The organism is Rhizorhapis suberifaciens (assembly GCF_014200045.1).
Taxonomy (GTDB): Bacteria; Pseudomonadota; Alphaproteobacteria; order Sphingomonadales; family Sphingomonadaceae; genus Rhizorhapis; species Rhizorhapis suberifaciens.
On the sequence record NZ_JACHOV010000012.1, the window covers coordinates 91,468 to 100,203 of the forward strand.

The window sequence follows — 8,736 nt, forward strand, 5'->3', positions numbered from 1 at the left end:
CGGCCTATAAGAAGAAATTTTCAAGGCAGTATTGTATATTTTGGACATAGATTTGCGCCCATATGGTTAGGTGCATATTAAGCTTCCGCGAGATATGACGCCTTATGGCACGAAAAGATCATCCCCAAGATTCCCCGGATTGTAGACCCAGGCTGGCGAATATTGTCGCTCGGCTTGACGCCGTCCTTTCGGAACTGGACGCCTTGGAGATCCGCATCCCAGCAAACCATATCGCCCACGGTGCGGATCTCCTGCGCCGCCTCATTCAGCCGTCAGACAAGAATTAAGAAAGTCGCGCATTTTGCTGGAGGCCTCATCCGTCAGGCGAACGTACATACGCCTGCCGTCATTGGGATCGGCCTCTCGGATGAGCCAACCCCTCTCCGCCAGGGAGTTGATCCAGCGCAGGGCCGTGGTGGCCGGAACGCTGGCGGCAATGCAAAGGCTTGAGATCGATATGGGCCTGTTCCTGGAACGGGCGACATAGAGATCGAGCAGTATGTCCCAAGCGGGATCGGCGAAAAGCTCACGTCCTAGCGCTTCTTCGCGCCTTCGCCGCATGAGTATAAGAGTCTCTGCAAGCGCGATCGTCGGTTCCTCACTCCCACGCCTTGTCGAAGCCAGACGTTTGATCATATCGCCCTTCAATTGTTCGGCATTAATGTCCGTCCTATCCTCGAGCACATGTCTCGCATATTCCTCACAAGGAAGTTCCATGAAATCACCAACCACCAGCATCACTTGCACAGTTTGGCGCCTTCCCCATCGACAGCGAACCGCGCTTGATAATTTTTGGCAAGCTCCTGCTGTTCGTCGGTTAGCAAATCTGTAAAGGACAAATGGCTGGGCGCGTCATCACCCAGCAGGACCGAAGGACATTGTCCTTCGAAATTCCCCAAGGTTGGCGCCAGCTGGCGATAGCCCACCAATGCCGCTAGTTCCGGGCTGAAGGTCCGGGCTATGGCGGGCGGATAAGCGAGCCATTGGTTTTCCCAGGGCTTGAGCCAGGCCTGACAGTAGCTGATGATCATTCCGCGCCGGGACCGCGTGGAATGGTTCGCGCCGCCCGCATGCAAGGTGGACCCAAGAAAGATCGCGGCCGACCCGCGGGGCATGACCGCCTTCACGCTCAATTCTTCCGGCAGCATGGAATCCGGCAGCGCGTGATTGCTGCCGGGCCATAGCCGCGTCGCCCCATTGTCCGGGGTAAAATCATCAAGCGCCCACATGACGTTGACCATATAGTCCTGCCGGCCCTTGTCAGCGCGCCACATATCTTGGTCCCGATGTGGTACCTGGTGTGGCGCCCCCGGAAAAATCTCGATTGCCTGGGTGAGGTTGATCTGGATGGTCTCGCACCAGGGCGTCAAAATCTGTTCGACAATAGGAAGGATCAGCGGATGCCGGGCGAAAGCTTCGGCGTACCGCGACCGCATAAAAAGGCGTCCAAAGCGCTTGGTGGTTTCTCCATAAAAGACGCCCGTGCCAAAGCGCGCCGCACCAAATTCCGGCTCGAGATCCGCATAAAGGCTGTCGAGTAGCTCGATGTCCACAACGTTGGGAAGGATGAGAAAGCCGTCGCGCTGAAGTTGCGCCACCAGATTGTCGGCGTCGTGGGGACGCACGAATGCTTCGTGAGAATTCACGTTCATGATTGCCCTCAATGATTGAGTTGATGAAAGGGAGTTACGCCGCGAGTGGCGATTGGATGTCGAAAACCAGCGGATGATCGACGTCACAGCGCCAGGATTGACGGAGCTGGCGCAGCGTTTCCGGCGTCACGTCGATCTGGAAGGCTCCAAGGACGGAACCATCAATCACCTGGGGCAGGCCCAAGGGCATGCAACGCCATCCGGCGGACAGGATTTCGCTGAGGAACTTGATCTCGGAAAGGCCGGTCAAGGCGCTGATGTCCATGAGCAGCGCATATTCGATCAGGCCCTTCGCCAAGGCATTGCGCGCCTTGATGCGCTCGGCGGCACGAAGCCTAGGCGACAAGCATAGACGCGTAATTTCGCGAATATGAACACCGCCCGGAACGGGACCCTCGGAAAGCTGTGGGAAGACCTCGCTCATCAGATGCGGGCGATCGGTGCGCAAAAGGCGCAAAGAAGCGAGGTGATCCCCGGTTATCGGGTCAGCCACGACCAGATAGACCGCATTCTCGTCGTCGAATGCATCATGCTCGAACTCTCCTTGTCGGGGCAGGTCCCAGCCAAGCAGATCGATGAAAACCCGTTTTCTGTCTTTGTACATTGCCCTCACGAGCGGATGGTCGAGCAATTCCTCATGCCCATTGATGATGCAAACCATAATGCCTCCTTTTGTTCCGGAGGCCATATGACTTTGGTTAGCATCGGACGCATTGCTCCTACAGGAGCAATGACAGGATTAGGGAAGGACATCAGAAAGGGCAATTTGGCCTTCATGGATCGCCCGCAGTAGCACTTGAACGCTCCGCGGCACGTCGTAAAGTTCCCGCGCCAGTTTGAAATGGCGCTTGACGGTTAAATCCGAGATTCCGAGGATGCGGCCGATTTCCCAATCGCTCTTGCCCTGGGCCATCAAGGCCAGACACTCGAGCTGCCGGTTGCCTAATTTCCTTTTGGTGGGGCGATCCTGTTTCTCGAGGGTTCGTTGAACCAACGATCGCGCCGCCTCGAAGGCGAAGGAACCGATCAGTTGTGCCAAGGGTAGGTTGGCGGTTGGCAGTGCCCGTTCCCGACCCACCGCGAAATTGCAGGTTCCGTTCGTTTGTCCTGGAACATGGGCCGGCACCGTGAACCCCTGCATCAGACCCGCGCGGCGCGTGGCTTCAGTAATCGCCCTATGCAGGGGCGTGATCTCAATGAACTTACCCATGTCCTCCCAAACAAAGCCCACGCCGGTTCGCGTGCTGGCGACGAGGATGGGATCGCGGGTTACGATGTTTCGCTGCTGATAGGTCTCGACCCATGCCTCAGGATAGTTGGACAAGGCGATGAGACCGCCAGGCACCATGTGCCGCAAGTCCGGATTATATCTCCGCAGATCGACATGATGAACCAAGGCGTAATAATCAAAGCCCATGTCCAAGGTGATGGCGGCTATCAGCGCCTCTAATTCCCGGGCGTTCCGTACCTTTCGGGATGCTTCAATGAACTGCTGTACATCCAATAAGTGCGACATTACTCCCTTCCCCCTTTCAAAGGCAGCATGTGTCACGCCAGGCGGCGAAAAATGGCAGTAATACATATCGTACGAAATCGTATTAACCACGATTTAGCAGATAGCGAGGAGAATCTATGGATAGATTTAGTTGTGATTATGGGAGGAGAGGTTAGTCCGTCTTGCGGACGATACACCCGCCCGTCCGATTTTCACATTTAGCGGACCATCGGCCGTTGGAGATCATTTTCAAAGCGTTATGGGAGCACGCTAAGCCGACGGGCGGTTTGCTGTGGTAACCCTTCGCGGATCAAGACCCCGGAATGAATGCCGTCTCATTCACACCCCACCCCATCGCCATCCCGATCAAGATGGCGTCCATAGCCTGGATCGCCAAGGTAGACTGGGGCAGCGCGGACCGCGCGAGCGGCGGCGCAGTTGGGATAGGCGGAGCCCTGCATATCGTGGTGCTTGGTGGCCTTGTCGGCGCCAAGGCGCGCGCCGCGCCTTGGTGACAGTGATAGTCCCCGGTTTTCCGGTTGGTATGACAACCAGCAGCATCAAGGCCACCACCATGCGCCAAGGTCGGCCCACTCGTGGCAAGTAACAGCAGAAAGACGGCGCGCAGCATTATTTCCCCTACCCACATTCCCGCTTTGGAAAGTCAGCGCTCAACGGCGGCAGATCGCTCTTTCCTGATTATATCTGGGCCACACCAGGGCGGTTCCGCTTTCAATCATGGCGCAGTTGATCTCGATGTTCGCCTCATCACGGCAAATAGCGACAACGCGATTGTAGCTGGTGCCGGTCTGTTCGCATTGCAGCGTCTGACCGCTCGCAAGCGCTGATAATGTGGCTGTCGCTTCAGAGGCGGATGCCGTGGGGCAAGGATGCCCTGGCTTGCAGCTTCCATCGGATTCGCGGGCGGCGACGGCATGGAGGCGGACACGCGTGCCATCCGCGCAGCGAAGCGTATCGCCATCCGTGATGCGGCTCACCTTGCAGGAAAACTGGTTGGCCGATGGGATGGCCGCCACGCTTGCGCCCTTGCCGGCGGGCCAGAAGAAAACGAGGCAGAAGGTGCCGACCATCAGCAAGAAGGCTGTGGCGTATAGCCGCACTTCGCCCATGCGTTTGCCGCGCCGAGAGCGGCGTTTCTTCTCTCTCCATTCCCGATAGTGGGCATTGGCCCAGCTTCGTTTCTCCCGCCCCATACGAATCTATTACGTGAATTGGGGAAGACTGTCGCGGATATTTGAGAAATCTCAGCGTTGTCTGCAGGCCGGCTCGTTTGATCTTTTCAGATTATCCGCTTATCGCACGGCCCGTCCTTGAGACACGAGGCGGCGGCGGCCAGGGCGCGACCCGACCGGCCGCGCTTTCATCGAGGCGGAACGATAGCGACTGGCATGGCATGAGCATTAACGATTGGGAAATCTGGGCCTGCGCCAACAAGATGATCCACATGCATGGTGAGGATGCAACTATTCGAGCCGCCATGAACACCGATCTCCTGCTCAAAAAGGGTGATCTTGATGGTCACAAGCTCTGGCTGTCGATCCTGCGTCGCATTCGGGAACTCGAACAAACTTCGCCGCAAAGGAGCATTCATTAATGCCAAGAGGAACGCGTCACACGATCACGGGGCGGCTCGGCCAGAGCGCCCGAGGATATGTGCTTCGTGTCGATGATGGCGGTGTCTGGACCCTGGATCCCGATCGCACCCTTCATCGATGGCTTGGGAAACGGGTCACCGTTGAAGGCGAGCGCATCGGCTTTGATATTCTTTCGGTTGAGCGCATTGGCGCCGCAGGCGACCTTTAGCCATAGAGCCGCCCAACCCAAAAAAGCTGTCCTACATAGAACATAATGTGAACAATATCCGGCGAAGGGAGTCGGATCATGGTTGTTATATTGGATGCCCCAATATTGGTCGGACTGGCGGCGCTCGTCACCAGCATTTCCTCTCTGGTCTGGGCAGTGCGGCGAAAGCCGTAGCCGATGCTCTGCCCCAGCGCATTTCCGGACGACGTTTTGTAGTGTGAAGGACATCAGCAAATGCCTGGTCTATGATGATAAGCTAAATTTCACCACGTTTTCAAAACTCAAGAGTAACAACAATGAACTTGACGGGGAGTTGGCTGATCGCCATTCTTACCCCTTCAATTCGGGGGAATTTATGAAAACTTCTATTTACTTTGCCGCCGCAATCGCGGCGGTTTGCGTGCCGTTTTCACTCAATGCGGCGCCCGTCACCAAGCAATATGTGATCAACAATGAGGAAGTCGGCGTGCCGGTCTTCCCCCATGATATCACTGATCGGCCCTATAAGGTGCTGGGCGACGTAAAAGCCGGGGTGCGAAAGGCTACCATCTTCAGCAAGGCACCAAGCCAGGAAAAGATCTATCGCGAACTGTGGGAGCGCGGTGAAAAGCTCGGCGCGGACGCGGTGATCAAGGCGCAATATGGGGATGCCCATGTAACCGCGTTCAGCTGGGGATCAAGCTCGGCAACCGGTGTTGCGATCAAGTTTATCGATCCTGTCGCACCGGCCGCTCCGGCTGCAGAATAATCCATGAACATCATGGTTGTGGCAGCCGCCGTCGTGGCAGCTGCCACCGCGCCGCCTTCGGCACCCATCGTGACAGAACCAATGGTCAGCACTCCCACAGTCCGTCCGGTCGCACAAATTGTGCCGCCGGGGACGCCTGTTCGTCTGATGATCCTGAAAGAGATCACAAGCCGCAACGCCCGCAATGGGGAGCGGTTCAAGCTGCGGGTGGACGAACCAGTCTATATTAATGGATCACCTCTCATCCCCGTTGGGACCACCGCCTGGGGCGAAATAGTAGAGGTGAAAAAGAACGGCGCTGTCGGAAAGGCCGGACGCCTCAATGCCCGCCTTCTCCATATTGATCTCCCAACCGGTCCGTTGCCGCTTCGAGGTGAATTTGCCGATCGAGGCGACGGAAATGGGGCAGGTGTCGTTCTGGCAGTGGTTGGCTTTGGATTACTGGGCCTCCTCAATGGCGGTGATAGCGGAAGACTCAAGGCTGGTGACACGTTCACGGGATATGTCGATAAGGTACCCGCGCCGGCTGAGACAGATCCAGCAGTTCCGCCCACCGTCGGAGGAGCTGGAATTGAGCAGCCTCAACACCATCAATCACCGCGCAATGAAGAGCCCGGGACATAGGGTCAGGCAATGAGGGAAGGGAATATCCTTCAGCGATCGCCACCTTTCGACGCATATGTCTCGTTCCTGGACTGGATCCAAATGATCGGATCACAGCTTTGGAAGCTGATCAGAACTGGCGAGAAGATTCATCCGTAACAGTCGATATTCCCCAGATGAGCATCTCTAAGGCGATTGACAAAAATTATGCCTTCCCAAGATCCGCCAGCGCCCGCCAATGGTCAGGGAAACTGGATGGACGGAAAGCGCGCATTGTCATTGCGACCTTCAATCAGAAAGTGCGCTATCCCAATATGGGCGCATTGGTTATCGATGGACCGCGTAGCGGAACCCGCCCACGACATAGCAGTTCACCGAGCGAAAGGATCTGGTCATGCCCCTAAAGCTCGATGGGTCGGCCGCTGCGGTGAGCGTCGCTTCTCCGCCGACAGCCACGCTCCATTGCCGTTCATGCGGTGCTATTGTTCCATATCCCGGAAGACTGCGGGTGGCGGCGGATACGCAATCAATATTCACGCCGACAAGCGGACGCTAAAGGTCGCGGGTAAGATCGCCGTGTTTCACGCTGAGCTTTACGATGGCCAGGGTGGGTGCCGCGTCAGCACGGGGGAGCGGCATTTCTGCGCCGCATGCGCCAGTGCGCTGTGGGTGTTCAGCCCAGAATATCCCGAGCTCTTCCATCCCTTCGCGTCGGCTATCGATAGCGAACTGCCGAAGGCCCCGTCACTCGTCCACATGATGCTCTCGTAGAAGGCCATGTGGGTCGAGCCCGAGATCGGCCCAGACGACCAGTGTTTTGAGGAATATCCGGACAACGCGCTGGAGGATTGGCACCGAGAGCATGGTCTTTGGATTGATTAGCTTTTCTCGGGTTGCAGCAAACCGGAGATGTCGCTGTCTGCCGCCACTCCGAGCGAGACGGTAACGCATCCTCTTGCCTGTTTATATAGTAACAGTCGAGGCTGCCTATCGACCAGGTGGGGATCGATCTGAGGGCTTCCTGTCTGGTGGATTATCACGCTGTCGCTCCCGGGCACGACGCACGCGCTCAAGCGCATCCTTCAATACGCGATCGGGCACAGTCTCAATGATCGTTCGATCTTTCAGGAACGCGCGCAGCTCGCCGGCGAGAACCTGATCGCGCGGATCGCCAGACCGGTCCAACTTCTCCGCAGCCTTCTCGTACGTCTGCCTTGTGGTTTCCCACCGCTCCTTTGCGCGTCCAACAAAGGGCGGCGACATCCCCTTCCCCATGGCTATGGCCAAGGCCTCTCGAGCCTGACGCATGTCGGCCTCCGTTGGCTGCCGCGATGCCCCGCGTCTGATCTTGGCGCGCATCTGGGCAAGGGCCATGCTGGTACCCGCCCTCCCCTGCCCGCGCGTCCAGCGCGGCGTCGCCTCGCATTCGACACCTCGGCTCCGAAGCGCCTCGGCGAAAGCCTCGCGGAATTTGAACAAATCCTCCCGTCGCGGATCGAAGCGCTCGCCATCCATGCCCTCGGCCTGAACCGTCAAATGCACATGGGGCCTCGGCGTATCGGTATGCAGCGCCATCAGATAATCATGATTGTCGCCAAGCATTCGCTCGGCCGTCTCGTGCACAGCCTGCCGCACCGTTTCCGGGTTCGTTCCCTCCGGCATCGAAAACACCATTGAGACTGCGGATACGGTAGCACGCTGCCGCCAATAGAGCGGATCGGACCACTCTTGCGCGATCTGTTGGACCTCCCCCTTTTCGGTAAGGACTTCTCCATCGCGGGTCTCGATCGCGATCTCACCGTTGCGACCGACATAGCTCAGATGGGCGCCCAGATGGTCCGCGCCCTTCTTTCGCCCCGTCACTTTCACCAGAACTTCAGGCGCTTTGCGGACCACGCGGCCCAGGACGGCACGAGAATCCGCGTAGGGCGGTTCGACATGGGAGACCGGCTTGAAAGGACCGGTCTGGTTCAGGAGATGCTTGGCATATTTGATATTGGGGTCACCAGACACGCGCGGCCGAAACGTCGGCTTCAGCACGCCCCACAATTCATCCTCGCGCTCACCGAACGCCATCAGTCAGCAACCTTCCAATAGCTAAGGTCGCCGCGCAGCGCATCTCCCAGCGCTGTAATCTGCTCATTGATGTCCTGACGCATCTCCGCGATGCGGCGCAATTCACGTTCGATCTGCAGACCAGTATCGGCCATCATCGCCGCGTTGCCTGCCCGCATGGCCTGGTTGAGGTTGCGGCCAATGCGCTGCAACTGGAGCCGCACCGGGGCCAGGCTCCCGCGTAACCCATCATCCACATTCCCCTTCAAGCCAATATGGCGGCGCATCAGTGCCTTGACCCACCCCGCCCTATCCGTCCCGCGCGCGGCCGCGCGCGCATCCAGCACGGCAAGCTCGGC

12 protein-coding genes and 2 pseudogenes are annotated in these 8,736 nt (G+C 57.8%); 5 read left to right on the forward strand and 9 right to left on the reverse strand.

Annotated elements, in window-relative coordinates:
• Positions 1-261: 261 nt before the first annotated feature.
• The 7 genes and pseudogenes from HNQ99_RS14490 to HNQ99_RS14515 form a co-directional block, all read right to left on the reverse strand.
• Positions 262-738, reverse strand: coding sequence for a winged helix DNA-binding protein (locus HNQ99_RS14490; RefSeq protein ID WP_184476941.1), 477 nt, complete (start codon positions 736-738; stop codon positions 262-264).
• A complete protein-coding gene (locus tag HNQ99_RS14495; protein ID WP_184476907.1) occupies positions 738-1,652 on the reverse strand; it encodes a phytanoyl-CoA dioxygenase family protein in 915 nt (304 codons plus the stop codon). The genes HNQ99_RS14490 and HNQ99_RS14495 overlap by 1 nt, the downstream gene beginning before the upstream one ends.
• 34 nt (positions 1,653-1,686) lie before the next feature.
• Complete coding sequence (locus tag HNQ99_RS14500; protein WP_184476909.1) at positions 1,687-2,313, reverse strand: acyl-homoserine-lactone synthase; 627 nt, start codon at positions 2,311-2,313, stop codon at positions 1,687-1,689.
• A gap of 78 nt (positions 2,314-2,391) precedes the next feature.
• A complete protein-coding gene (locus HNQ99_RS14505; RefSeq protein ID WP_184476911.1) occupies positions 2,392-3,168 on the reverse strand; it encodes a helix-turn-helix transcriptional regulator in 777 nt (258 codons plus the stop codon).
• Positions 3,169-3,482: 314 nt separating this feature from the next.
• Positions 3,483-3,608 carry an excalibur calcium-binding domain-containing protein gene (locus tag HNQ99_RS16700; protein WP_246415012.1) on the reverse strand — a complete coding sequence of 42 codons (126 nt, stop codon included), beginning with the start codon at positions 3,606-3,608 and terminating at the stop codon, positions 3,483-3,485.
• 83 nt (positions 3,609-3,691) lie between these two features.
• Positions 3,692-3,796: pseudogene (locus HNQ99_RS16705) on the reverse strand (hypothetical protein); the annotation flags it as partial.
• Between the two features lie 22 nt (positions 3,797-3,818).
• Positions 3,819-4,361, reverse strand: a complete 543-nt coding sequence (locus tag HNQ99_RS14515) for a thermonuclease family protein (protein ID WP_184476913.1) — start codon at positions 4,359-4,361, stop codon at positions 3,819-3,821.
• 77 nt (positions 4,362-4,438) lie between these two features.
• On the opposite strand from HNQ99_RS14515, the gene HNQ99_RS16460 reads away from it, so the two are divergent.
• The 5 genes from HNQ99_RS16460 to HNQ99_RS14540 all read left to right on the forward strand — a co-directional run bounded on the left by HNQ99_RS16460 (position 4,439) and on the right by HNQ99_RS14540 (position 7,093).
• Complete coding sequence (locus HNQ99_RS16460; protein ID WP_221232708.1) at positions 4,439-4,762, forward strand: hypothetical protein; 324 nt, start codon at positions 4,439-4,441, stop codon at positions 4,760-4,762.
• A complete protein-coding gene (locus tag HNQ99_RS14525; RefSeq protein ID WP_184476917.1) occupies positions 4,762-4,971 on the forward strand; it encodes a DUF5818 domain-containing protein in 210 nt (69 codons plus the stop codon). The genes HNQ99_RS16460 and HNQ99_RS14525 overlap by 1 nt, the downstream gene beginning before the upstream one ends.
• Before the next feature lie 217 nt (positions 4,972-5,188).
• Positions 5,189-5,719: a hypothetical protein gene (locus HNQ99_RS14530; RefSeq protein ID WP_246415013.1), complete on the forward strand. Its 531-nt coding sequence runs from the start codon at positions 5,189-5,191 to the stop codon at positions 5,717-5,719.
• Positions 5,720-5,722: 3 nt separating this feature from the next.
• On the forward strand, positions 5,723-6,343 hold the full coding sequence (locus HNQ99_RS14535) for a hypothetical protein (protein WP_184476919.1): 621 nt from the start codon (positions 5,723-5,725) through the stop codon (positions 6,341-6,343).
• 312 nt (positions 6,344-6,655) lie between these two features.
• On the forward strand, positions 6,656-7,093 hold the full coding sequence (locus tag HNQ99_RS14540) for a GFA family protein (protein WP_246415014.1): 438 nt from the start codon (positions 6,656-6,658) through the stop codon (positions 7,091-7,093).
• Between the two features lie 216 nt (positions 7,094-7,309).
• Here the strand turns inward: HNQ99_RS14540 and HNQ99_RS14545 are convergent, their stop codons facing one another.
• Together HNQ99_RS14545 and HNQ99_RS14550 are read right to left on the reverse strand one after the other, a co-directional pair.
• Positions 7,310-8,398 (reverse strand): relaxase/mobilization nuclease domain-containing protein, encoded by a 1,089-nt coding sequence (locus HNQ99_RS14545; RefSeq protein WP_184476921.1) that lies wholly within the window; start codon positions 8,396-8,398, stop codon positions 7,310-7,312.
• Positions 8,398-8,736, reverse strand: a pseudogene (locus tag HNQ99_RS14550) (hypothetical protein); the annotation flags it as partial. The pseudogene HNQ99_RS14550 and the gene HNQ99_RS14545, both read right to left, overlap by 1 nt.